Here is a 22,832-nt window from a genome sequence, read left to right on the forward strand (position 1 = left end):
CGGTTCCAGGCGGGAACGGGCCGATGCCCGACAGAGCGGGCCGACGGGGGCCGGGGCGGGCGAAAACTGTCGGAGGTCCCCGCCAGAATGCCCCCATGCCCTCGCCACCCGCCTCGACCCTGGCCCGCGAGACCGTGCTTGCCCTGGCTCCCGACCCGGCCGCGGCCCGGGCCGGCGAACGGCTCGGCGGGGCGGGCAACTGGTCGGGGCTCGGCACGGCCGGCGAGGCGGTGTGGGGGTCCTGCCGGGGAAGCGGGGCGACGCCCTACCGCGTCGTGGCACTCACGGGGGCCGAGTTCGCCTCCACCTGCACCTGCCCGAGTCGGAAGTTCCCGTGCAAGCACGCACTGGGCCTGTTGTTCCTGGCCAGCGGCAGCCCGGGCTTACTCACCGGCGGTGACGAACCCCCGGGCTGGGTGTCGAGCTGGCTGGACGGGCGGGCCGCCCGGGCGGATGCGGCGAGCGCACGCGCCGCCCAGCGGGCGGCGGCCCGGGAGGCGGCTGGCGAGTCCACCTCGTCGGCACGCAACCAGGCCCGACGCGAGGCCCGGGTCGACGCCGGCGTCGCCGAGCTGAGCCAGTGGCTCTCCGACCTCGCGCGAGATGGGCTCGGCAGCGCGCAGACCAGGCCCGCCGCCTGGTGGGAGCGCACCGCGGCGCGCATGGTCGACGCCCAGGCGCCAGGTCTCGCCGAGGCCGTCCGCGACATGGCTCGGATCGCCGCGCGGGGCGGCCCGGACTGGCCTGACCGGCTCACTGACCGGCTCGGCCGGCTGCATCTACTCTGCCAGGGCTGGTCGAGGCGGGCCGAGCTGCCGGCCACACTGGTCGAGGTGGTGCGCGACCGGGTCGGGTTCACCAAGGCCGCCGCGGACGTGCTCGGTGGTGACCGGCTCGCGGGGGCGGTGGACGTCCTCGGCGAGCGACTGTTCGACACCGGGAAGCTGCGGGGGCGCCGGCAGTGGCTGCGGCTGGCGGAATCCGGGCAGCTGGCACAGCTGGTGAGCTATGGCGCGGGGAAGCAGTCACCACCGCCCGGTCTCCCCGTCCTCACTCGCGTACAGGCCGAGGTGGCCGCGTATCCCGGGCGCCAGCCCGCCAGGCTCGCGCTCGCGGGGACCACCGGGGCTCCCGCTCCACTCGTCAACCTCGGCACCGGAGACCTCGGCCCCGGAGACCTCGGCACCACGGCCGGGACCTGGCGGGAGGCGCTGTCAGCGCACACCGCGACGCTCTCGGCGGACCCGTGGGCCGACCCGGTCGCGCTGGTGATCCGGCGGATCACCGTGCTGCCGCCGTCGGCTGGGGCCCCACGAGCCGCGGCGGGCCGGGCCGGAGCCCGCGGCGAAAGCACCCCGGCCGGCGGCGCGGCGTCCCAATGGCTGCTGCGTGACAGTGCCGGGGAGGCCCTGCCCATGGCGGCCGGCACAGCCGACTCGTGGGGATGGTGGCTGCTGGCGGTGGGGGGTGGCGGGCCCCTCGACCTCGTCGTCGAATGGGACGGTTTCGATCTCATCCCGCTGTCCGCGGCCCCGTCGTCACCGCTGCCCGGCCCGGGTCTGCGCCCGCCGCCGGGCGACACCGATTCACCGGCCCGCGCCGGCGGCGGCCTACCTGGCGCTGACGTTGGCCGCACTGCTGACGCCGGCCGCAGGGCCGGATCCGGCTCCGGGGCCGAGGCCGGGGCGGCTGCCGCGCAGGCGGCCCCGCGGCCGGTGCCCGGCTGGTCGGAGGTGGTGGACGCCGCGGTTGTCGGCGTGGCTCGAGCCCGCGTGCCGACGCTCCCCGGTCTCGCTCGGCTGGTCGGCGAGGCCACCGGGGAGGGCGGGCCACCCGCTGCCGCGGACCTGCTGCGAACCGCCGCGCTGGCCTCCGGCGCCCGCCGCGCCGGCCTGCTCCCCGCCGACGCCCGCGGGATACCCGCACCCTCCCCCGCGCCGCCCGACGCCGCGCCGGTGCTGCCGCCCCAGGTCTGCCGCATCGTCGAGACCGCGATCAGCGGCCCGCTGTTCGAGGCCCGGGCCCAGTGCCTGGAGCTGATGGCCGCGCATGGCTGGCGCGCACCGGAGCGGCTGCTCGGTGACCTGCTGGCGCTGGGCGCGCGGGAGGTGGGCATCCGCGTCGCGGTCAGCCGGGTGCTCGGCGAGCGCGGCCGGTGGCTCGCCGGGCTTCATCCGGACGGCCGGTGGGTGGGCGGACAGGTCTCCGCCGAGGAGTGGCCGACAGCGAGCGCCGCCGAGCGCCGGCTGCTGGTGCAGGAGCTGCGTCAGCGGGACCCGGCCGCGGCGGCGGCTCTGCTGCGCGGCCCGGCCGACGGCCCGGCGTTCGCTCCGTTCGACCAGGCGAGCGGGGCCGAACGGGTCGCCTTCTGCGAGGCGCTCCGGACCGGCCTCGGCCCCTGGGACGCCGACCTGCTCGAGCATGCGCTGGACGACCGGCGGGCGGATGTCAGAAGCGCCGCCGTGGCGACGGCGATACTGCTGCCCGGCTCAGGCCTTGCGCGCCGGGCCGCGGCACGCACCGAAGGCCTCGTCGGCGTGACTCGCCACGGGCTGCCGGGCCGGCGCGTCCACCGACTGAAGATCGACACCCCCGCCGGGCTCACCGACGAGATGCGGCGCGACGGGATCAGTGCCGCCCAACGGCATCTCAGCGACGCCGAGTCCCGGGCTCTGCTGCTGACCGCCGAGATCGCCCGCGTCGACCCGGCGGTGTGGGCCGAGCGCACCGGGCTGACGGCGGAGCAGTTCCTCGCCGCCGAGGTCACCATCGCGGGCGTGACCGGCGAGCCGGCCGCACGCCTGCGTGGCGCGCTGCTGCGAGCGGTGCTGCGTCATCGCCACCCGGACTGGATCCGCGCGCTGCTGCCCCGCGTCGAGCTCACCGAGCAGGCCCGCCTCATCGACTGCCTGCCCGAGCCGACGCGCACGGAGGCGGTGGCACTCGCGGCGGGCAACCAGCCGGGGAGCAACACCACCCGGCCCCGGTTCACGGCCCCGGTCGAGCGGGCCGCGGCACTGCTCGCCGCCATACCCGGACCGTGGTCGCCGCAGCTCTCCCAGGCCCTGGTCACCACCCTCACGACACTCCTGACCGAGCATGTCGCCGGCCCGCAGGCGGAGTCGTACATCCGCCGCCTGCTCGTCGTCGCCGCCTGGCGGGCCGACCCCGAGGTCGGCCGCCAGCTCACCCAGCTCGGCCCGAACCCGCCCGCGGAGGCCTTCGCCGGAGAGCTCGCCGAGCTGTGCGCCGTGCTCGGCGCCCGCCGAGAGCTGCGCGCGGTGCTGGCCAGCCCACCGGATCCCCACTCCCGCACCGAGCCGACCCGCCCGGCCCGACTCCTCGTCCAGGAAGGCTCCCGATGACGCCACCGTCGACGTCCGCCACCGCACCCGCCGTGGACGGGCCGCGGCTGCTACGCCCGCACGCCGAGCAGGCGTATGCCGGCGAGCTCGCCGCGCTCGCCGCCGCCGACACCCGGCCGCGGCCGCCGTCCTGGCGGCTCTCCCCGTGGGCCGTCGTCACCTATCTGCTGGGGGGTGTCCTCGACGACGGAACGGTCGTCTCGGCGAAGTACATCGGCTCCCGCCGGCTCGTCGAGGTCGCCGTCGCCACCCTCGCCACCGACCGGGCCCTGCTGCTGCTCGGCAGCCCGGGCACCGCCAAGACCTGGCTCTCCGAGCACCTGGCGGCGGCGATCAGCGGTGATTCGACGCTCGTCGTGCAGGGCACCGCCGGCACCTCCGAGGACGCCGTCCGCTACGGCTGGAACTACGCCCGCCTGATCGCGGACGGCCCGTCGCCGGCCGCGTTGGTGCCCTCGCCGGTGATGCGCGCGATGACCACCGGCTCGATCGCCCGGGTCGAGGAGCTCACCCGGATGGGCGCCGAGGTGCAGGACGCGCTGATCACCGTGCTGTCCGAGAAGACGCTGCCGATCCCCGAGCTGTCCAGCGAGGTGCAGGCCGTCGCGGGGTTCACCGTCATCGCGACCGCCAACGACCGGGACCGCGGCGTCAACGAGATGTCCTCGGCGCTGCGGCGCCGCTTCAACACGGTCGTGCTGCCGCTGCCGGCCAGCGAGGACGCCGAGGTGGAAATCGTCACCCGGCGGGTCGCCGAGGTCGGCCGATCGCTGGCGCTGCCGGACGAGCCGCCGGCCGCAGACGAGGTCCGCCGGGTCGTGCGGATCTTCCGGGAGCTGCGTGCCGGCGTCACCGGCGACGGCCGCACGACGCTGAAGACACCGACCGCGACGCTCTCCACCGCGGAGGCGATCAGCGTGATCACCGGCGGGATGACCCTGGCGACCCACTTCGGGGACGGCCGACTGCGTGCCGAGGACATCGCCGCCGGGCTGCTCGGAGCGGTGATCAAGGACCCGTCGACGGATCCCGTCGCCTGGCGGGAGTACCTCGAAGGGGTGGTCCGCGGCCGGGCCGACTGGTCCGACCTCTACCGGGCCTGCCGGGATCTGGAGGACGACGGCGCGATCGTTCCCGGTGGAGCCTGATGACCGTCACCTACCTCGGTGTGCGCCACCACGGCCCCGGCTCGGCACGGGCGGTCCGCGCCGCGCTCGCCGAACTCGACCCGGACCTGATCCTCGTCGAGGGACCACCCGAAGGCGACGGTGCGCTGACGCACCTCGGGGCACTCACCCCGCCGGTGGCCCTGACCGCCTACGCCGTGGACGAGCCGCGCGACGCCGCGTTCTGGCCGTTCGCCGACTTCTCCCCGGAATGGCAGGCACTGCTGTACGGCCGGCAGCACGGGATCCCCACCCGGTTCATCGACCTTCCGTTCGGCCACGACCTCGCCCTGCGCCGACGCGCCACCGCCAGTGCTCCGGACCACGGCCAGGACCCGAACCGGGCCCCGGCCGCGCCTCCGATCTCGCGGCCGATCACGAGACCGGCCGCGATGCCGGCCGCGATGCCGGCCCCGATGCCGGGCGCGCGGCCGGCCGTGGCCGACGACCCGCTCGGCTGGCTGGCGTTCGCCGCCGGCCACGACGACCCGGAACGCTTCTGGGAGGACCTCGTCGAGCATCGCCGGCTCGACGGGGCGGGCGCCGTGGACGTGTTCGCCGCCGTCGCGGAATCGATGGCGGCGTTGCGCGCCGGCGATGCCGACACCGCCGACACCGACACCGATGGCACCGACACCGATGGCACCGCCGATGGGCGGCGGAACCGCGAGCTGCTGCGCGAGGCGCACATGCGGCTGGAGATCCGCGCCGCCGGCACCGGCGCGGGCGCGGCCCACCGCATCGCGGTGATCTGCGGCGCCTGGCACGTGCCGGCACTGTCCGGCCAGACCGGCAGGGTCACGGTCACCGCCGACCGCGAGCTGCTGCGCGGCGTCCGTCCGGTACGCACCGCGACGACCTGGGTGCCGTGGACGCACGCGCTGCTGGCCACCGACTCCGGCTACGGTGCCGGCATCACCTCACCGGGCTGGTACCACCACCTGTGGAGCGCGCCCGGCCAGGTCACCGCCCGCTGGGTTGCCCGGGTCGCCGCCCTGCTGCGCGCCGCCGACCTGCCCGCCTCGACCGCCTCGGCGGTGGAGACCGTGCGCCTCGCCGAAACGCTGGCCGCCGTCCGCGACCGGGCCGTCCCCGGCCTCACCGAACTGACCGACGCGGTCCTCGCCGGGCTGTGCGCCGGCGACCCGGTACCCCTGCGGGTCGTCCGTGAGCAGCTCGTCGTCGGTGACGTCGTCGGAGCGGTCGGTCCCGACATCCCGGCGGTGCCGTTGGCGGCCGACGTCGCGCGCGCCCAGAAGCGGCTGCGGCTGGCGCCGAGCCCGACCGAGCGGCCACTGCGCCTGGACCTGCGGCGGCCCCTCGACCGGGACCGCAGTGCCCTGCTGCACCGGCTGCGGCTGCTCGACATCGACTGGGGCGTCCCGGCGCGCACCGGCAGCACCGGCACCTTCGCCGAGGCATGGCAGCTCGCCTGGAAACCGGCGTTCGCCCTGACCCTCGTCTCCGCCGCCCGGTACGGTGCCACCGTCGAGGATGCCGCGACGTCCGCCGTGGCCGGGCACATCGAGGCCGCCACCGACCTGGCAGCCGTCACCGAGCTGTTCGAGCAGGTGGTGCTCGCGGACCTGCCCACCGCACTGGCGGTGGTCTCCGCGGGTCTCGAGCGCCGCGCCGCCGCCACCGGCGACGTCGCCCACCTCATGCGGGCACTCGCGCCGCTGGCCCGGGTGCGCCGTTACGGCGACGTGCGCGGAACCTCCCCGACCCTGGTCCTCGGGCTGGCGGACAGCCTGATGACGCGGATCTGTGCCGGGCTGCCGCCGGCCTGCGTCAGCCTCGACGACGAGGCCGCCGACGCGATGACGGCCGCCGTCGACGACGCCGACGCGGCGTTCCGGCTCGTCGCCGACCCCGGGCACCTCGACCGCTGGCTGGTGGCGGTCGGGGTCGTCGCCGCCCAGCACGGCGGGAACCCGCTGGTGGCCGGGCGCTGCACCCGCCTCCTCTCCGACGCCGGGCGGCTGGACCCGACGGAGGTGTCGACCCGGCTGGCCCGGGCGTTGTCCGCCGCCCGCGGCGCGCCCGTCGACGCGGCACGCTGGCTTGCCGGGTTCCTCGGCCAGGCCGGGTCGGTGCTCGCCCGCGACCCGGCGCTGCTCGCACTCGTCGACAACTGGCTGTGTGGGCTGGACGAGGCCGGTTTCATGCTGGCGCTGGCCCCGCTGCGCCGGGCGTTCGCCACCTTCGGCGGCCATGAACGACGCATGATCGGTGAACGGGTCCGCGCCGGACTGCCGCGACCAGCCGCTGCGGCACCGGGCGCGCCGGGTCTGTCTCCGACGGGGCCGGCCGCCGAGGAACCGACCGGCGCTGGAATCGCCACCGCGATCACGCCCGCCAGCGCGGCTCCCGGGGTGACCGGGCTCCCCGGCGGCCCACCCGGCGGCGTCGGGGCGGGCCCAGGGTGGGACCTCGACCGGGTCGCGGTCGCGCTGCCAGCCCTGACCACCCTGCTCGGCCTCACCACCGCGGGACCATGCCTCGCCACCGCGGGAAAGGACGACTCAGATGCCCGCTGACCAGACCGCGTCCGCAGGCGCGTCACCGGCAACCCGGACACCGGCGGCCGTGCCAGCGGCAGGCGTGCCAGCCGCAGGCGTGACAGCCGCAGGCGTGACAGGGGCAGGCGTGCCAACGAATGAGCAACTGCGCCGGTGGCGGCTCGTCCTCGGCACGCCCGCGGCGCCGGCGTTCGGCGCCCTGGGCAGTCTGTCGAAACGGGACGCCGACATTGATGCCGCCCTGGATGCGCTCTACGACAGCGGCCGAGCCGGCGACGGGCCGGGAAACGGCCAGGCTGCCGGACCGGGGCGGGCGGCAGCAGCGTCGGTCGGCCGGGCTCGGTGGCTCGGCGCCCGCGGTGGCCCGGTGGCTCGGCGACATCCGCGACTACTTCCCGTCACCGGTGGTTCAGGTCCTGCAACGCGATGCGGTCACCCGTCTCGGTCTCACCAGACTGCTGATGGAACCGGAGCTGCTGGCCGCGGCCGAACCCGACATCCACCTGGTCGGAACCCTGCTGTCGCTGCGGTCCGCGCTCCCCGAACGCACCCGGGAGACCGCGCGGGCGGTGGTGCGCAAGGTCGTCGAGGACATCGAGCGGCGGCTCGAACACTCGCTGCGCTCCGCGGTGCTCGGCGCACTGAACCGGGCCGAGCGCACCCGCACCCCGCGGCTACCCGACGTCGACTGGAACCGCACGATTCTCGCGAACCTGCGCAACTACCAGCCGGAGCAGCGCACCGTCATCGTCGACCGGCTGATCGGGCACGAGCGGGCCCGGCGGTCCGCGGCGCTGCGCGACCTCATCCTGCTCATCGACCAGAGCGGCTCGATGGCGTCGTCGGTCGTGCACGCCGGGGTGCTGGGCGCCTCGCTGGCGAGCCTGAACGCCCTGCACACCCGGCTGGTCGCCTTCGACACCGCGGTCGTCGATCTCACCGACACCCTCGCCGACCCGGTGGACGTGCTTTTCGGCATCCAGCTCGGCGGCGGCACCGACATCGACCGGGCCGTCGGCTACGGCGCGAGCCTCGTACGCCGGCCCAGCGACACCGTCCTCATCCTGATCAGCGACCTCATCGAGGGCGGGGACCAGTCCTCGCTGATCGCCCGGCTGCGGAACCTGGTCGAATCCGGCGTCACGGTGATCGTGCTGCTGGCACTGTCGGACGACGGCGCCCCCGCCTACGACCACGATCTCGCCGCCACCTGCGCCGAGCTCGGCGCACCCGCCTTCGCCTGCACCCCGGACAGGTTCCCCGAGCTGCTCGCCACCGCGTTACGCAGAGAGGACATCGGCCGCTGGGCCGCCCTCCACGGGCTCGCCCGCGGCTGACCGGGCGCACCCCACCGCGGCGAGCTCGCCCGCGGGAATTCGCGGTCAGGGAACCTCGTCGTAGCCTTCCCGGACGGCGAAGCGGGTCAGCTCCACCCGGTTGCGAAGGTGCAGCTTCGCGAGCACGTTGTGGACGTGGTTCTGGACCGTCCGGTGCGACACTCCGAGCTCGCGGGCGGCGTCCCGGGCGGTCAGGCCCTTGGCGACCAGTCTGAGCACCTCGATCTCCCGTGCGGTGAGCCGTGCCGCCGCGGACGAACCGGCACCCGAACGTGACTCGGGGCTCCGCGCCGCCCGGGACTCCTCGCCGAGGACCAGCGCGGCCAACCCCGGTGTGAAGACCGCGACCCCCCGCGCCGTGCGCCGCACCGCATCCACGAGCTCCTCGGGACGGGCCGACTTGAGGAGGTAGCCGGAAGCCCCCGCCTTGACCGCTTCGAGAACGTCCGCCTGCTCCCCGGAGGCAGACACGACGAGCACCGAGACCGGCGCCCCGGTGAGCGGGTGCGGCGAGCCGGCCGAGCCGACCAGAGCCNGGATGACCTCGACTCCCGAACCGTCCGGCAACCCCAGGTCCAGGATCACGAGCTCGGGGCGGGTCGCCGCCAGCACCCGCAACGACTGCGCGACCGAGCCCGCGGTGCCGACGACCGGAAAGCCCGCCTCGGTGAGGTCCCGGCTCAGTGCCTCCCGCCACAGCGGATGATCGTCGACGACCACCACCCGGCCACCGGGCGCCCCGTCAACCTCCTGGTCACCTCGGGACACGCAACTCCACCTCCGTCCCCTGGCCAGCCCGGCCGGTGACGACGACCTCGCCGCCGAGGTCCCGGATCCGGCCGCGGATGGAGACCGCCAGCCCCAGCCTGCCCTCCGCGGCGGCCTGCTCGACCCGGCCGGGCTCGACGCCGACCCCGTCGTCGCGGACGGTCACCGTCACCGAGTCGCCGTCGTCCTCGAGCAGCAGCCAGGCCGAAGCACCGGGGCCGGCGTGCGCCGCGACGTTGTCCAACACGGCTCGGACGGCGGCCACGACCTCCTCGGCATGATCCGCCCGCAGGGGTACCGGCACCCCCGGCGTGGAGACCGTCACGGCCAGGGGAACAACCGCAGGCGCGTCCGCGGGTCCCCCAGCAGTCGCCTCCACCCCCGCCAGGATCACCGGCTCCACCCCCGCTGACGCCGGGACCGAGACCGGAGCCGGGACCTGTACGGGGACCTGGGCCTGGGGCTGGAGCTGGGTCCGCGGGATCCTCGCCAGGGCTGCCAGCTGTGATCCAAGGTCGACATCGGGCCGGGAGTGCCGCGGCGATGCGCCCCTGCGGGCCGCTCCCGCGCCGCGTCCGGTCAGACGTCCGGGCTCGACCACCGGGGGCCCGCCGGGAGCACGCAGCAGATCGCGCAGCGCCGACTCCTGCTCGGCTGCGAGCCTGGCCACCTCGTCCGGCGCCAGGCCGCGCCGGGCCTCGCGCGCGATCAGCGAGAGAACCTGAAGAACACTGTCGTGGACGCCGCGCGCGAGGCGTTCCCGCTCGGCGTCCCCGGCCCGCGCGGCCAGGACCTCGGCCAACGCCGACTCGGCGCGGATGGCCGCCCGGCTCAGGTAGCCGACGATGGTTCCCGACACGACGAAGAGAACCGCCGGCCTGATCGAGGAGTCACGCACCGAGCCAGTCGCGACGAAGGAGGCCACGGCGAGGGCCACGCCCCCGGCGACACCACCGGCGGTTCCGCCGGCCAGCGCCGCGCTGAACACACCGCTCGCCGTCCAAAGGGCGGGCAACACATCCGAGGACCCCGCCGGGCTCACCACCCCGGTGGCCAGCATCACCGCGGCGCACACCACGACGTCCACCACGACCAGGCAATCGCGCAGCCGAGGCGACCGGACGTCGGCGGCTGGCGCGACCACCGTCATGACGGCCGACCAGACCACCAGCACACCGAACCAGACGACGCCGTAAACCGGATGCGCCGTCTGCCCGAGGTCACGCCCGACCGTCGCGACCGCGTAGCCGACCGCCACCAGCCGGAAGACCGCGAGCGACCGCCACAACGCGCCGCGCACGCCGTCCGGGCCGCGGAACCGACCCGAACCCCGCGGCACTCGCACCCGGCAAGTGTTGCAGAAAGTCCAGATTCGTACCACAACGAGTAGCCGAGCCGCGGCCCGGCACTCGACCGTGGCGGCACGACGGGCCCGACCCACGGCGGGCCTGCCCACGGGAGAGCGGCAGACCCGCGGGAGAGCGGCAGACCCGCTGACGGAAGATGAGTACGATCGCTCAGGCCACCTCAGGCGGAGGGCCAGAAACTGAATTCATGACCACCGCCAAGCCCCCCGTCTCCAGAACGACGACCGCGTTCATGGTGCAGGCCGCCCTCTCCTTCGGTATCTCGGTGATCGCCGTCGCCTACGCGATCGCCCATCTCCCGGGGAGCGCCTGGATACGCGGCTTTCTGCTGCTGGGCATGCTGTACATCGTCACGTCGACATTCACGCTCTCCAAATGCGTCCGCGACCAGCAGGAGGCGTCCGCCGTCATCAGCCGGGTCGACCAGGCCCGGTTGGAGCGGCTCCTCGCCGAGTACGACCCCTTCAAGCAGCAGATCGGACCCTGACCGACCGACGGCCGGGGGCCGGGGGCCGACGGCCGGGGGCCGGGGGAAGGACTGAATGGGGCAGGGCAGGGCACCCGCCGGGGAACTACCAGGGAAGGGTCCCCGCCGCGTCGAAGTAGCCGCCGGTCGGGCCGTCCGGGCCGATCTGCGCCATCCGGACAATGATCTCGGCGCCTTCCTCGACCGTCTGTGTTCCCGTGTTTCCGTTGAGGTCGGTGGCGGTGTAACCCGGCTCGACGGCGTTGACCCGGAAGGCCGGGAACGCCTTGGCGTACTGCACCGTGACCATGTTGACCGCGGCCTTTGACGCCGGGTAAGCGACTCCGGGGTAGGAATAGGTCGGAGTTCCTGGCGCGGCGACCCGCGTGATCGAGGCCAGACCACTGCTCACGTTCACGATGACCGGGGCGGCGGAGCTGCGCAGCAAAGGCAGGAAGGCATGGGTGACCCGCACCAGGCCGAACACGTTCGTCTCGAACACCGCCCGCATGGCATCGGCCGTCGTCTCGGCCGCGCCCAGCACCCCGGCGTTCGCGCTCCTCCCCTCGACACCCGCGTTGTTGATCAGGACATCCAGCCCGCCCGCCGCCTCGACCGCCTTCGCCGCGGCCGCCACGGAGTCGTCGTCGGTGACGTCGATGAGCACCAGCCGCGCGCCCAGCCGCTCGGCGGCACGGCGCCCGCGGGCCAGGTCCCGGCTGCCGACGTAAACGATGTGCCCCGCGGCGACGAGCCGTCGGGCGGTCTCGAAACCGAGGCCCTTGTTCGCTCCGGTTATCAGCGTCGTAGTCATGCCGTACAGATTCCCGTTCGCGCGGCACCGTCAGCCAGTCGGCTGGTCTTCCGGCCACTGCCCGGTCCCGGGCACGGGCCGCCGCGGGTGGATGCGACGGGCGGGTGAGCAGGTGCGTGCCGGCGCGGTGCCACCGCGGGAAGATACGCACCATGACGTCAGTCAGGAACCTTTTTCTGGACGTCGCCGCATCGCTTCCCGCACTGCTGCGCGATCCAGCGATCGCCGCATCCTGGAACGCAGCGAGTGCGTTGGCGGAATTCCCGGTCAACGGGCTGTCCGGACACCTTGCCTGGCAGGTCACCAACGTTCCCCCGCTGCTCGCGGAGTAGGCCCCGGAGGAGAATCCCATCGCCTTGTTCGACCGCTATGCCGCGGCGGCGTGGATCGGCACCCCCCTGGACGACGCCCTCAACGTGGGCATCCGCAACCTCAGCGTGGAGTTTGCCGCCGGCGGCCCGGACGCGCTGGCAGCCCAGGTCGAGGCCGCCATCCGGACGACGCGCGACCTGCTCCCGGCCGAGCCCGCCGGACGACTCGTCCGCTGGGCGTCTTCGGTCCTGTCCCTCGACGATTTCCTGGTCACCCGGATCCTCGAGATCGCCGTGCATTCGGACGATCTCGCGGCCAGTGTGGGCATTCCGACGCCGGAGCTGCCCACCGAGGCGACCGAGATCGTGCTCGGGCTGCTGACCCGCCTGGCGGCGCACCGCCACGGACCCACCGCCGTCCTGCGCACGCTCAGCCGTGCCGAGCGGGCGCCCGCGGCGATCACCGGCATCTGACGCACCGGGCCAACGCGCCGGGCCCGCACCGCGAACACGGCGGCCGGGGCAGCGCGTCCCACGGGTCAGCCGTTGTCGCCGGAGCGGCCCCGCCGGTCGTCGCCAGGTCGGTCGTCGGCCCCGTGGCCGTTGCCGGCCCGGCCACGGTCGTCCCCGACGCGGCGCGCCTGGCCGGTCAGGGCGTCCACCTCGAACCGGTGGCGCGTGCCGTCCCGGAGGACGTCGACCTTCCAGAGCTCGGCCCCGTGCTCGATCTCCNGCTCGACGGCGGTGACACTCCCGCCGCCGGCCTCCCGCAGCGCGATGGCACCCGCATGCTCGGCGCTCATCCGTTCCGCCCCGCCGCCGCCACCAGCGGACCCCGGACCGATGCCGCCACTGGACGGCGTGGCCGGGGCGACCAGCGGAGTGGTGACGGCATCGGCCCGTACCGGGACAGCCGAACCCGAGCCATCGCCACCGGATGCGAGTGCGGTACCGGTCGCCGCGGCCACGACAGCGGCGAGCGCGCCCGCGCTGATGATCACCGCCGCACGACGGGTCCGCAGGCGCTCACGCACCTGTCGAGCGGACGGACGGAAGCTGCTCCTGCTGGTCATGTGAACCTCCTGTGTGCCGTACCGGACGGTGGCCGCACTGGACGGGCAGTCCGCCTGGTCGCGGTGCCGTGCGGCGCGTTTCGCCTGGCACTGAGGTTCGCGCCGATCACGCTAGGCCCGCGCTTCCCGGAGGCTAAGGGGTCGTTAAGGCGGGCCGAGCGCGAGGGTGATCACGGTGCCGCCGGTGCCGCCGGTGCCGCCGGTATCGAACCGGCCGCCGCTGGCCTCGGCGGCGCGGCGGGCGATGTCGAGACCGAGGCCGGTGGAGTCCGCCCGCGACTCGCCCCGACGGGCGGCACCCTCCGGCAGCCCCGGCCCGTCGTCGGCGACGGTGAGATCGGCTCCGCCGTCCTCGCGCCGGTGGAGTACCACGGCGAACGCGGTCCCCTCGGGGGTGTGCGCGAACACGTTGCCCAGCAGGGCGTCCACAGCGGCGGTGAGGGTGTCGGCGTCGAGTCGCACGGGCGCCGGCAGATCGCTCACGTCGACGGACAGGGGACGTCCGGTGTCCTCAGCGAGCACCGACCAGAACGCGACCCGCGCCCGCACCACCTGCGCCGCGTCACACCCGGGCTCCGCGCCACCGCCACGACCAGCGCCACCGCCACGACCACCGGCACCGCCGCGACCACCGGCACTGGCACCGGCACCGGCACCGGCACCGGCACCGGCACCGGCACCGGCCGATCCGACGTCACCCGCGGCGGTCTCGTTGCGGCGAGCCTGCCGGATGATCTCCGTCACCGCGTTCTCCACACCGTCGGCGGCCGCCGTGACCCGCGCGGCATCCCGCGGATCGGAGAGCGCCTCGGCCTCCAGTCGCAGCGCGGTCAGCGGGGTGCGCAGGCGGTGCGAGAGGTCCGCGACCCGCTCGCGCTCGTCCCGCAGCAGGTCCTGGATGCGACCGGCCAGATGGTTGAGCGCGTGCGCGACGTCGCGCAACTCGGGCGGCCCGGCCGGTTCCGCGCGGGCGGACAGCTGCGCTCCAGCCAACTGGTGCGACACCTCGGACAGCTGCGCGATCGGTGCGACCAGCGAACGCGCCAGCCGGTCAGCGACCGCCAGCGCCACCGCGATCACCACGACGGCGAGCCCCGCCAGCACAAGCCACGCCCGGTGCACACCCCCGGTGAACTCCGCCGCCGGAACGAAGGTGCGGATCACCGCCGTCCCCTCGGCCCGACCCAGCACGGCGACGACGATCTCCCGCCCGTCCGCGCGCTCCACGCTCAGGCTCCGGCCCCGCGCCGCCAGCTCCACCGCGTCGGTCCGCGGGGCCGGCCGGCCGAGCACCGTCCCGTCGGCCAGGTACACGGTGATCGCACGGTCGGAGGAGGCGGCGACCTGCTCCACCCCGACACGCAGCGTGCCCGGGTCGGCGGTGCCGACGAGTGAGACGACGCCGCGGATGGCCGCGTCAGCCGAGGCGATCGCCCTGTCCTCGGCGACGGTCCGCAGCAGCAGCGCGAGCGGCACCAGGAACGCCACCAGCACCAGGCAGGTGGTCGACGCGACCAGCAGCGACAGCCGCCATCTCATCCCGGCGGCCCAGCCACGGGCGGAGGCCCAGCCGCGGGCGGAGACCCAGCCGCGGGCGGAGACCCAGCCGCGGGCGGCGGGGCGCTCAGCCGGACGCCGACCCCGCGCACGGTGTGCAGGTACCGCGGCGCCTGCGCCGTCTCCCCGAGCTTGCGGCGCAGCCAGGAGAGGTGGACGTCCACCGTCTTGTCCGCGCCGCCGTACGGCACCCGCCACACCTCGGTCAGCAGGCTGCGTTTACTCACCACCTCGTCGGCGTGCACGGCGAGATGGTGCAGCAGGTCGAACTCGCGCGGCGTCAGATCGAGCTCCGCACCGGCCAGCACGGCCCGCCGCGCCCGCGGGTCGACCCGCAGCTCACCCACCGTCACCGTGGGGTCGGTGCCTGCCCCGTCGCCGCCGCGTCGCAGCACGGCGCGCACCCGCGCGTCGAGCTGCGCGGCCGTGAACGGTTTGACCAGGTAGTCGTCGGCACCGGCGTCCAGGCCCCGGACGATCTCCCCCTCGTCGTCGCGCGCCGTCGCGATGATGACGGGGACGCGGCTGACGGCCCGCAGCATCCGCAGCAGTTCCAGCCCGTCGAGGTCGGGCAGGCCGAGGTCGAGGACGACGAGATCCGGCCGGTCGTCGAGGGTCCCGCGCAGGCCAGCCATGGCCGTCCCGGCCACCGCGACCGCGTGACCGGCGTCCCGGAGCGCGCGCAGCAGCAGGCGGGAGATCGCCGGATCATCCTCGATCAGCAGAAGCCGGGCCACAGCGGCCAAAGTACCCCGGACGGACCCGCCACCAGGGGTTCTTAACCGTCACCTAACCCTGCTGCGGGGAGCCCATAACCATCCCAGGGGCATAGTCNGGGCATGCGGGTCACCAGGGCACTGGCCGAGGGCAGGGGACGGCGCGGCGCGCTCGCTCTGGCCGGCTGGCTGAGCGCGGCCGCCGCGGCGACGCTGGTCGGCCTCGCCGCGATCAACGTGATCGGCGACGGTATCACCGACCCCACCGGCGAGGTGATCAGCGAGGCACGGCTCGCTCAGGACCTCGCCGCCCCGACGTCCACCTCCCCGGCACCGCTCACGACCTCCTCGTCCCCGTCGCCGCTGAGGTCCGCGGCCGACCCGTCCCCGGGTTCCGGTGTGGGCGTGGGCGTGGGTGCGGGTGCGGGTGCGAACGGCGGGATGGCCGCCCGCGCGCTCAGCACACCTGGCGGCACGGCGGTCAGCCGGTGCGACGGAGACCAGGTCACCCTCACCACGATCACNCCGGCCCAGGGCTACGCCGTACAGAGGTCCGAACGCGGACCAGCCCGCGAGGCGGAGGTCAGATTCACCGGATCAGCCGGGGACGTCGAGATGAGAATCGAATGCGGCGACGGCCAGCCCGTCATGACCTGGAAACTGGACGATCACGACGACGACTGAACATCAACCTCAGCCCTTGGACGTCGACCTCAGGCTTCGCACGTCAACCTCGCTCTCTTGGTCGCGGTTCACCTGGAAACCGACTGGGCGCGGCTGCGGTCGAACCGTGCGAGCAGGTCGGCGGTGAGGCGGCGCAGCCGGCGGGCGTCGTCGAGATACCGGGAATTCGGCTCCAGCGGCACGCTGCGGCCTTCCATCACGGCGGTCAGCCGTTCCTCACCGGGCGACTCGAGGAACGGCAGAATCTGGTCGACGGCGGTCGACACCGGCTTTCCGATCGCCTTCAGCTGCTCGATCTGCGCCGCGGTCACCCGGTCGTACTCCCCGGCGAAACTCGTCGCCACCACCCCGGGATGGTTCAGGACGTACCGGATGCCCGCGTCGGCGTAGGTGTTGACGAAGTCAACCCCGAGCAGATCGTTGAGATGTCCGGCGTGCCCCATCGCGCCGACGCCGTGATAGGCGTGCTCAAGCTGGATGTCGTCCCATCGGGCCGGGCCGGTCTGGCCGGCGCCGCCGAAGTTGAGCACAACCGGGTTGTCGGCCCGGCTCAGCGGGCCGACCAGGCCGTGGCTGAGCAGGAACCGGCTGAGATAGAACAGCGCGAAATTGCTTTCGAACCCGTCGCTGGTCACGACCCGGTTCGGCTGGTGGTACCGCGCACCGAGCACCAGAACGTCGATCGCCGGGTACCGCTCGGAAAGCCGTTCGGCCAGGCGGCGGTTCTCGGCCACTCCGCGCAGGTCGGCGCGGATGAACCGGGCGCGTTCGCCGGCGGAGGCGAATGCCGCGCCCCTGCGTTCGTTCCGCCCGATGACGACTACCTCGAACCCGCGGCGGAGGTACTCCGCGGCGAGTCCCGCGCCGATGCCGTCGGTACCGCCCGTGATCACTGCCGTAGCCATCCGCTGGTTCTCCCATCCCTGAAGACCGGCCGCCCGACGACCGGCCGGGCCACCCGAGGAGATACTTTGAACCATCAAAGCATCTGCCCCGCGCGGTGGCGATCAGGAGAGGCACTCCGCGTCTCCGCCGGCCCGGAGCTTGGCCCGCAGGCCGTCGAGCATGTGCTCCTGAACGCGCAGCAGCAGGCTCGCCACCTGCTCAAGCTGGTCGTCGGGGGTTTCGGCGAACACCGTCCACAGGAGGTCGCGCCGGGCGGAGCGCACCCGTCCGACAGTCTCGCGGCCCTCCGCGGTGATGGCGATCAGAACCGCACGACGATCTCCCTCGACGGGTATCGCCTCGACAAGATGCCTTTCCCGGAGCTGTCGCAGCTGGATCGACACGGTGGAGACGTCGATCTGCAGGCACTCGGCGACATGGGAAATCCGCAGCGGCTCCACCAGGTCGAAGAACTCCAGCAGCCGCAGCTCGCTCGGCGGCAGGGCGCACCCCGAGCGCCGGGCGATCTCCATCCGGATGTGCCTGCTCTCGCTCCACCGGGCAACCGCCGCGATACCGGCCTCCAGCCGCTCCAGCGGTGTCTGAACGGGCACCCGGGACGGCAGTGGCTCGGCGGAACTCACCGCGTCACGCGACGACGATGACCTTGACGCCGACCGCGTCATAGGTGCCGCGCGCACGCGCGTCTCTCGTCGCGAGAGCCAGATCGTGCTCCTTCGCGGCCAAGGCCACCAAGCCGTCATAGACGGCACCCCCGACGACGCCGAGACGGCTCAACGTCGTGTGAACCCGCTGGGCCTGCGGGCCGCTCAGCCCGAGCGGCGCGGCGAACCGGGCGTCGAGCAGGCGTGCGGCATCCGGCCCGGCGAGTCGGACACTCGTGTCGACCGCGGTGGTCATTTACGACCGGCGTCGATGAGGCCGAACAGGATGTCGTCATCGACAGGCGTGTTGCCGGCCGACACAAGCACGCCGTTCTCCTCGACCAGGCGCGCGGTTCTGCCAGCGGGCACGACCTGCACACCGGCACCGTAGGGCGAGATATCCACCTTCGTACCGGGAAGCAGACCCAACGCGTCGCGGATCGACTTGGGCAGCACGATCCGACCCGCCTGATCGACAACCGCTTCCATGGGAGAACGATACCAGCCCGATCCCATCACTCCTGGTCGAAAGATCGCTACATCGAGGANGGCATCCAGCCCCTGTCACCTTCCCGGCCCGGCCGGTCCACCTCGAAGCCCGCGGCCCGCCGACGCGGAAACGTCTTCGACCGGTCACGATGCGCCTACAGGGGGTACGCGCCCGAGGCCAGGGATTTCCAGCCTGCTTCCATGGTGGAAAGCGGACGGGCGAGGAGGCCGGGGCGCGGTGCTCAGGGTGGCGACAGTCAATGTGAACGGCATTCGCGCGGCCAGGCGTCGCGGAATGGACGCCTGGCTGGAGGCCAGACGCCCGGACATCCTGTGCGTGCAGGAGGTGCGCGCCGACGACACGATCCTGGCGGACGCGGTCGGGCCCGACTGGCACATCCTCCACGAGGCGTCGACGGCCAAGGGCCGGGCCGGGGTCGCGGTCCTGTCCCGGCTGGCTCCCGTGGACGTCCGCGCCGGACTCGGCGACTTCACCGGCACCGGCCGCTGGGTGGAGGCGGACTTCTCCCTGGCGGGCGATCCCGGTCTGCTGACAGTCGTGTCCGTGTACGTGCACACCGGTGAGGCGGACACACCTCTGCAGGACGAGAAGTACCGCTTCCTCGCCGCGATCCGCGAACGCATGGCGAAGCTGGCCGCCGACGGCCGGCACGTACTCGTCTGCGGCGACTTCAACATCTGCCACCGCGAAATCGATTTGAAGAACTGGAAAGGCAACCTGAAGAAGGCCGGTTTCCTCCCCCCGGAACGCGCCTGGCTCGACCAGCTGTTCACCGAGGACGGCTTCGTGGATCTGGTGCGACGGTTCTCCGGAGAACGACCCGGCCCCTACACCTGGTGGTCATGGCGAGGCCGGGCTTTCGACACCGACGCCGGCTGGCGCATCGACTACCTGATCTCCAGCGGCCAACTCGCCGACCGGCTCCTGACCACCGCCGTCGACCGGGCACCGTCCTACGACCAACGCTGGAGCGACCACGCGCCCGTCTACGCCGATTTCGGCGTATAGCCGGCCACACCCACTCCAGCGGGATCCGCTGGCACACCACAACCTTTAATGATCAAGCAGTCGGTTAAAGTCTGACCCCCTAAACTTCAATGCGCTGGCGAGATCGTTGGCCGTGGACACGGCGAGCCGCGCGNCCCCCGCCCCCATCCACCAAGGCTGGTGCCCGCTCGGGGTGTTCCGTAGGCCGTAGGCGATCAGCCCGGTGCGGCCGCCAGACCGGACCCGCTCAGGCCGCGAGCATCGCCGAGATCAGGGAACGGACTCGATCAAGGTGCGCCGCCTGCCGCTCCAACCGGTCCAGCTCGCGGCGCAGTGTCGCCGTCAGCTGGGCACACGGCACGATCCGCGGCACCGTCGTCGCCCGGTGCGCCGGAGGCCGGGTAACCCTCGGCGCAATCACTCCCGCCCAGGGCTACGCCGTGGAAAGGACCAGACCGGGGCCGGGACGAGAGGCGGAGGTCAGGTTCACCGGATCCGCCGGCGAGCTCGAAATCAGGATTGAGTGCGGGGCCGACCAGCCGGTCGCGACCTGGAAGCGGGACGACCACCGCGAGGACTGAGACCCACCGCTATCGCCGCGCGGAATCGGCGCGTGGCACCGCCTCGTAGTCGGGCTCGCGCGGGCTCCCCCGCTCCATGACGGTGCGCCCGGGGATCCGGAAACCGAACCGCTCGTACAGCGTGTGGGCGTCCTTGGTGTGCAGCAGCCACTCGAACTCGGCCCCGGGGCCATCCTCGATCATGGCCGCGACCAGCGCCTTGCCCAGCCCGCACCCACGGGCATCGGCCGTCACCACCAGGTCGGCGAGGTAGGCGAACGAGACGCCGTCCGAGATCGCCCTGGCGAAACCGACCTGCCGACCGGTGGTGACCTCGTACGCACCGACGAGCCGCCAGGCACTGTCCAGCTGCGCCTCGACGTGTGAGCGTTCACGCCAGAGATCCCAGTAGACCTCGGTCGACAGGACGGTCCAGACCACGTCGCGGTCGATCCGCTCGGGATCGTCGTCGATCTCGAAGCCAGCCGGCATCTCCATGACTGCGAGGCTGCCAGTTCGCGGCCGCGTACGCACCTCAATTTCCGCCGCGGGGCGGAGTGGGCCCGGTCGGCGCCTTTTGCTCTCAGCCTCGCTGATTGGCAGTCGAAATCGATACGGAGTTCAGGGAGGATGCCACTATTCGACAGTAACGTCGGCAACGGGGGCCCGGCCGGCGATCCGCCAGCTTTCCCCCGTCCGCCGCAGGGTCAGATCACCTTTCTGCAGCGGCCGCGCCGGCTCGATGGCCAGCACCTCGCCGGAGTCGTCGAGAAAGTCGTAACCCCCCGCGTTCCAGGTGACCCGCAGGACGGTCTCATCCNTGCCCTCCGAGAGGATGACGAGATCCACGATTTCGATGCGCACGGGAGAGGAGTGCGCTCCCCGCTTGACCAGCTCGCGGAGGGTCGCCCGGTCCGCCTCCAGCGCCGGGCTGCCCGGTGCGTCCGCAGCTTCCAGCGCGTCCTCGTCCGCCTGCTCGAAGGCCCTGCTCCGCGCGATGGTGAGCTCGTCGAGAACAGCCCGCCACCGCTGCTCCCGGGACTGCCCGCTGGTCGGTGTCGTGGCCGGGGTCGCGCTCGGGTCGTTCCCAGTCGTGCCGCCGGCGGTGGCGGGTGAGCGCGGACTGTCCGGTTTGGAACCGCTCACCAGCAACACCGTGGTGATCACGGCGATCACCAGGCCGGCCCCGGCGAGCAGCGGAAACCTCAGCCAACGTCGTGACCTGCTCCCACCGCGGGATCCGCGGGATCCGCGGGATCCGCGGGATCCGCGACTCCGTCGAGCCGCGTTCGCGCCGCCCGCGCCAGTCACGCTCGCCGGCTGGCCAGTTCGCTGCCGGGATTCCCCCACTTCCGGTTCCCGTGGGCCCCGGTCACCGTCCGGGGCCCACGGCGAATTCACGAGTCCGGAAGAGTCGGATGGGGGCGTTCGGCCGTCGCGCGGCGGCGCGGGCGGGCCGGTACCCGAGACGGCACCATCTGACGCCGGGAGGGCCGAATGGTCGGCGGCGTCAGATGGGGCGGCCCGGTCACCGGCCTGATTCGTCTTCCGGCGGCGGGGGTTGGTGGCCTGGTCCGAGGCGGCGCGGATGTCTTCGTCGAGATGCAGCCCGATCCCGGCCCGGAGGGTCCAACCCGGCCCGTATGCGGCGGCGGCGGCGCCGGCCAGCTCCACCGCGAAGTCGTGCGCGGACGGGGGCCGGTCGGCGGGGTCCTTCGCCAGGCATGCCATCACCGCCTCGGCCACTGGATCAGGCACCCCGGCCGGCCGCTGTGGAGGAACCGTGAGGTGGTGGCGCATCAGTGCCGGAGCAGACAGGGCCGGGTCGAACGGCGGTGCCCCTGTCAACAACTGGTAGAGCAGCACACCCAGCGCGTACAGATCGACGGCCGGGCCGAGCCGGCCGGCCTCGAACTGCTCGGGAGCCATGTACAGCGGGGTTCCTATAACCGTGCTGGCGGTTGCTGCCGCTCCCTCCATAATCTTCGCGATACCGAAGTCGGTGACCTTGGGAACGCCAGCGGTATCGAACAGGATGTTGGCGGGTTTGATGTCTCGGTGCAGTACTCCCCGGGCGTGGGCACAGGACAGCCCGGCGGCTACCGCCAGACCCACCGCGCAGGCCGTCTCCCCGGCCATGTCCGCGCGGCGGCGGCTCAGCGTGCCTCCGCCGAGCAGTTCCATGACGATCAGATAAAGGTCGCCGTCAGTGACGGCGTCGTAGATCTGGACGATGTGGGGATGCTTCAACCGGGCCAGCAGGCGCGCCTCGGTTCGACTGCGTTCGGCGGCTTCATCGTGGTCGGAAGACAGGACCTTGATGGCGATTTTGTGATCGAGTTCCCGGTGCCGGGCAGCCAGGACCCGCCCGAACGCCCCCCGCCCCAGCCAGGCACCGAGCTCGTAGCCGGGGAGCGCCGCCGCGATCCGCGCCCGGTCCCCATCTTCGATCATGCGCTGGGAGATGCCTCGCGGCCGCCGTTGTCCAGCATCCCGAAATCGAAATCCCCTCGCGCGCACGGCATTCGACGGATCATCGTAACTGTGTCCGATCAGCCGCGTCCGGACGGCGCGGCTGATCCGGCCGGCGAGCTGGGCTCGGGATGGGGTACCGGTCCGGGGCCGAGTCTGGGAGGTGCGTCGTGACCGCGGAGATCATCCCTTCCGCCTGGATGCACCAGCAGATCACAGCGGAGCTGTACGACACGCTGTCAGTGGAGCAGTCCAGGGATATCGAGATTGTGGACGGTTATGGTCCCGAGCGCCTCCCTCCGACATAACCGGATCGCCAAGAACGTGGCTGTCGCCCTGGAGGCCGCAGGGGCACCGGAGTGGTTCGCTGACCTCGACTTCGATGTTCGCTTCCGCGACGTGCCCCTCACCGTCCGCCGGCCCGACATCGTCGGGTACCGAGCAAGCACGGCCGGCGCCACGCCCGCTCTGCGACGGCCCGCCACACCAGCTACGAGCCGGGAACAGCGGAGGCGGTGTTGGAGTAGTCAGCTTCGCCGTTACCGTTGCTGGATCGGACACGAAATTCGTAGCTGTGGCCGTTGACCAGCAGTTTGACCGTCTCGC

Annotated in this window: 20 protein-coding genes and 4 pseudogenes; 9 read left to right on the forward strand and 15 right to left on the reverse strand. The window is 73.1% G+C overall.

Features of this window, described 5'->3' with window-relative positions:
• Window positions 1–95: 95 nt before the first annotated feature.
• The 4 genes from UG55_RS17515 to UG55_RS17530 all read left to right on the forward strand — a co-directional run bounded on the left by UG55_RS17515 (window position 96) and on the right by UG55_RS17530 (window position 8,390).
• Complete coding sequence (locus tag UG55_RS17515) at window positions 96–3,365, forward strand: SWIM zinc finger family protein (RefSeq protein ID WP_066070167.1); 3,270 nt, start codon at window positions 96–98, stop codon at window positions 3,363–3,365.
• Complete coding sequence (locus tag UG55_RS17520; protein WP_066070170.1) at window positions 3,362–4,513, forward strand: AAA family ATPase; 1,152 nt, start codon at window positions 3,362–3,364, stop codon at window positions 4,511–4,513. Before UG55_RS17515 ends, UG55_RS17520 begins: the two co-directional genes overlap by 4 nt.
• Window positions 4,513–7,071, forward strand: coding sequence for a DUF5682 family protein (locus UG55_RS17525; protein ID WP_066070173.1), 2,559 nt, complete (start codon window positions 4,513–4,515; stop codon window positions 7,069–7,071). The genes UG55_RS17520 and UG55_RS17525 overlap by 1 nt, the downstream gene beginning before the upstream one ends.
• Window positions 7,072–7,298: 227 nt before the next feature.
• On the forward strand, window positions 7,299–8,390 hold the full coding sequence (locus UG55_RS17530) for a VWA domain-containing protein (protein ID WP_242424674.1): 1,092 nt from the start codon (window positions 7,299–7,301) through the stop codon (window positions 8,388–8,390).
• A gap of 45 nt (window positions 8,391–8,435) precedes the next feature.
• Here the strand turns inward: UG55_RS17530 and UG55_RS17535 are convergent.
• The 3 genes and pseudogenes from UG55_RS17535 to macS all read right to left on the reverse strand — a co-directional run.
• On the reverse strand, window positions 8,436–8,925 hold a 490-nt coding region (locus tag UG55_RS17535; RefSeq protein ID WP_242424675.1), incomplete at its 5' end, for a response regulator transcription factor.
• Between the two features lies 1 nt (window position 8,926).
• Window positions 8,927–9,185 (reverse strand): annotated as a pseudogene (locus UG55_RS38360) (response regulator transcription factor); the annotation flags it as partial.
• Window positions 9,145–10,503: a MacS family sensor histidine kinase gene (gene macS, locus UG55_RS17540; protein ID WP_066070179.1), complete on the reverse strand. Its 1,359-nt coding sequence runs from the start codon at window positions 10,501–10,503 to the stop codon at window positions 9,145–9,147. The gene macS and the pseudogene UG55_RS38360, both read right to left, overlap by 41 nt.
• A 209-nt stretch (window positions 10,504–10,712) precedes the next feature.
• Between macS and UG55_RS17545 the strand changes: the two genes are divergently transcribed.
• The gene (locus tag UG55_RS17545; RefSeq protein WP_066070182.1) at window positions 10,713–11,012 is read left to right on the forward strand and encodes a YiaA/YiaB family inner membrane protein; all 300 of its coding nucleotides are present in this window, start codon (window positions 10,713–10,715) and stop codon (window positions 11,010–11,012) included.
• A gap of 85 nt (window positions 11,013–11,097) precedes the next feature.
• Here the strand turns inward: UG55_RS17545 and UG55_RS17550 are convergent, their stop codons facing one another.
• Window positions 11,098–11,805, reverse strand: a complete 708-nt coding sequence (locus tag UG55_RS17550) for an SDR family NAD(P)-dependent oxidoreductase (RefSeq protein WP_066070185.1) — start codon at window positions 11,803–11,805, stop codon at window positions 11,098–11,100.
• A 152-nt stretch (window positions 11,806–11,957) separates the two neighbouring features.
• On the opposite strand from UG55_RS17550, the gene UG55_RS38365 reads away from it, so the two are divergent.
• A complete protein-coding gene (locus tag UG55_RS38365) occupies window positions 11,958–12,137 on the forward strand; it encodes a hypothetical protein (protein ID WP_242424676.1) in 180 nt (59 codons plus the stop codon).
• Between the two features lie 24 nt (window positions 12,138–12,161).
• Entirely contained in the window at window positions 12,162–12,590 is a 429-nt protein-coding gene (locus UG55_RS17555) for a maleylpyruvate isomerase N-terminal domain-containing protein (RefSeq protein WP_242424677.1), read from the forward strand.
• Between the two features lie 65 nt (window positions 12,591–12,655).
• Here the strand turns inward: UG55_RS17555 and UG55_RS47465 are convergent.
• The 8 genes and pseudogenes from UG55_RS47465 to UG55_RS17595 all read right to left on the reverse strand — a co-directional run.
• Window positions 12,656–12,848, reverse strand: a 193-nt coding sequence (locus tag UG55_RS47465) for a hypothetical protein (RefSeq protein ID WP_396230940.1), incomplete at its 5' end; no start/stop codon positions are given.
• A 1-nt stretch (window position 12,849) separates the two neighbouring features.
• Window positions 12,850–13,189, reverse strand: a pseudogene (locus UG55_RS47470) (hypothetical protein); the annotation flags it as partial.
• A 144-nt stretch (window positions 13,190–13,333) separates the two neighbouring features.
• Window positions 13,334–14,728 (reverse strand): HAMP domain-containing sensor histidine kinase, encoded by a 1,395-nt coding sequence (locus UG55_RS28640; RefSeq protein ID WP_128423046.1) that lies wholly within the window; start codon window positions 14,726–14,728, stop codon window positions 13,334–13,336.
• A complete protein-coding gene (locus UG55_RS17570) occupies window positions 14,725–15,483 on the reverse strand; it encodes a response regulator transcription factor (protein WP_066070191.1) in 759 nt (252 codons plus the stop codon). The genes UG55_RS28640 and UG55_RS17570 overlap by 4 nt, the downstream gene beginning before the upstream one ends.
• A gap of 731 nt (window positions 15,484–16,214) precedes the next feature.
• A complete protein-coding gene (locus UG55_RS17580) occupies window positions 16,215–17,051 on the reverse strand; it encodes an SDR family NAD(P)-dependent oxidoreductase (RefSeq protein WP_066070196.1) in 837 nt (278 codons plus the stop codon).
• A gap of 102 nt (window positions 17,052–17,153) precedes the next feature.
• Window positions 17,154–17,675 carry a MarR family winged helix-turn-helix transcriptional regulator gene (locus tag UG55_RS17585; RefSeq protein ID WP_066070199.1) on the reverse strand — a complete coding sequence of 174 codons (522 nt, stop codon included), beginning with the start codon at window positions 17,673–17,675 and terminating at the stop codon, window positions 17,154–17,156.
• A 4-nt stretch (window positions 17,676–17,679) separates the two neighbouring features.
• Window positions 17,680–17,952 carry a hypothetical protein gene (locus tag UG55_RS17590; RefSeq protein ID WP_242424678.1) on the reverse strand — a complete coding sequence of 91 codons (273 nt, stop codon included), beginning with the start codon at window positions 17,950–17,952 and terminating at the stop codon, window positions 17,680–17,682.
• Complete coding sequence (locus UG55_RS17595; RefSeq protein ID WP_066070202.1) at window positions 17,949–18,185, reverse strand: AbrB/MazE/SpoVT family DNA-binding domain-containing protein; 237 nt, start codon at window positions 18,183–18,185, stop codon at window positions 17,949–17,951. The genes UG55_RS17590 and UG55_RS17595 overlap by 4 nt, the downstream gene beginning before the upstream one ends.
• Window positions 18,186–18,423: 238 nt before the next feature.
• On the opposite strand from UG55_RS17595, the gene UG55_RS17600 reads away from it, so the two are divergent.
• Window positions 18,424–19,215 carry an exodeoxyribonuclease III gene (locus tag UG55_RS17600; protein ID WP_066070204.1) on the forward strand — a complete coding sequence of 264 codons (792 nt, stop codon included), beginning with the start codon at window positions 18,424–18,426 and terminating at the stop codon, window positions 19,213–19,215.
• Between the two features lie 226 nt (window positions 19,216–19,441).
• Here the strand turns inward: UG55_RS17600 and UG55_RS45485 are convergent, their stop codons facing one another.
• From UG55_RS45485 to UG55_RS46300, 3 genes and pseudogenes are all read right to left on the reverse strand, one after another.
• Window positions 19,442–19,567, reverse strand: coding sequence for a hypothetical protein (locus UG55_RS45485; RefSeq protein WP_255360498.1), 126 nt, complete (start codon window positions 19,565–19,567; stop codon window positions 19,442–19,444).
• Window positions 19,568–19,784: 217 nt separating this feature from the next.
• Window positions 19,785–20,252 carry a GNAT family N-acetyltransferase gene (locus UG55_RS17610; RefSeq protein ID WP_066070208.1) on the reverse strand — a complete coding sequence of 156 codons (468 nt, stop codon included), beginning with the start codon at window positions 20,250–20,252 and terminating at the stop codon, window positions 19,785–19,787.
• 323 nt (window positions 20,253–20,575) lie between these two features.
• A pseudogene (locus UG55_RS46300) lies at window positions 20,576–22,208 on the reverse strand (serine/threonine-protein kinase); the annotation flags it as partial.
• 188 nt (window positions 22,209–22,396) lie between these two features.
• Between UG55_RS46300 and UG55_RS38375 the strand changes: the two are divergent.
• A pseudogene (locus UG55_RS38375) lies at window positions 22,397–22,691 on the forward strand (Uma2 family endonuclease); the annotation flags it as partial.
• Window positions 22,692–22,832 lie beyond the last annotated feature (141 nt).

Source organism: Frankia sp. EI5c (assembly GCF_001636565.1).
GTDB lineage: Bacteria > Actinomycetota > Actinomycetes > Frankiales > Frankiaceae > Parafrankia.

Bases quoted from the DNA above. Each gene is read 5' to 3' on its own strand.
- UG55_RS17515 (WP_066070167.1), top strand. From the start codon at position 96: ATGCCCTCGCCACCCGCCTCGACCCTGGCCCGCGAGACCGTGCTTGCC.
- UG55_RS17520 (WP_066070170.1), top strand. From the start codon at position 3,362: ATGACGCCACCGTCGACGTCCGCCACCGCACCCGCCGTGGACGGGCCG.
- UG55_RS17525 (WP_066070173.1), top strand. From the start codon at position 4,513: ATGACCGTCACCTACCTCGGTGTGCGCCACCACGGCCCCGGCTCGGCA.
- UG55_RS17530 (WP_242424674.1), top strand. From the start codon at position 7,299: ATGCGCTCTACGACAGCGGCCGAGCCGGCGACGGGCCGGGAAACGGCC.
- UG55_RS17545 (WP_066070182.1), top strand. From the start codon at position 10,713: ATGACCACCGCCAAGCCCCCCGTCTCCAGAACGACGACCGCGTTCATG.
- UG55_RS17550 (WP_066070185.1), bottom strand. From the start codon at position 11,805: ATGACTACGACGCTGATAACCGGAGCGAACAAGGGCCTCGGTTTCGAG.
- UG55_RS38365 (WP_242424676.1), top strand. From the start codon at position 11,958: ATGACGTCAGTCAGGAACCTTTTTCTGGACGTCGCCGCATCGCTTCCC.
- UG55_RS28640 (WP_128423046.1), bottom strand. From the start codon at position 14,728: ATGAGATGGCGGCTGTCGCTGCTGGTCGCGTCGACCACCTGCCTGGTG.
- UG55_RS17580 (WP_066070196.1), bottom strand. From the start codon at position 17,051: ATGGCTACGGCAGTGATCACGGGCGGTACCGACGGCATCGGCGCGGGA.
- UG55_RS17590 (WP_242424678.1), bottom strand. From the start codon at position 17,952: ATGACCACCGCGGTCGACACGAGTGTCCGACTCGCCGGGCCGGATGCC.
- UG55_RS17595 (WP_066070202.1), bottom strand. From the start codon at position 18,185: ATGGAAGCGGTTGTCGATCAGGCGGGTCGGATCGTGCTGCCCAAGTCG.
- UG55_RS17610 (WP_066070208.1), bottom strand. From the start codon at position 20,252: ATGGAGATGCCGGCTGGCTTCGAGATCGACGACGATCCCGAGCGGATC.